Here is a 262-nt window from a genome sequence, read left to right on the forward strand (position 1 = left end):
GCGGAACATCACCTGGTCCACCGACAGGGTCACCACGTACTGGCCGGCGTAGCGGCTGCCGCAGGCATAGGCCACCTGGTCAAGCAGCTTGAGGATGGTGCCCCCGTGTACATTGCCGGCGAAGTTGGCCATGTCCGGGGTCATCAGGACCGTCATGGTGAGTTGGTGAGATGGCAGATCCATGGTGCGTGGCTCTCTCTGTAGTGTGATGGCGATGGGTTGATCTTGGAATGAAATGACACCGGAGTGCCGTGCGCCTGCA

Annotated in this window: 1 protein-coding gene; it reads right to left on the reverse strand. The window is 60.7% G+C overall.

Annotated features, from left to right (window positions below):
• Positions 1 to 183, reverse strand: a 183-nt coding sequence (locus B3873_RS17955) for an acyl-CoA thioesterase (protein ID WP_286867746.1), incomplete at its 3' end; no start/stop codon positions are given.
• Positions 184 to 262 lie beyond the last annotated feature (79 nt).

The organism is Herbaspirillum sp. UBA812, from assembly GCF_002296545.1.
Lineage (GTDB): Bacteria > Pseudomonadota > Gammaproteobacteria > Burkholderiales > Burkholderiaceae_D > Herbaspirillum > Herbaspirillum huttiense.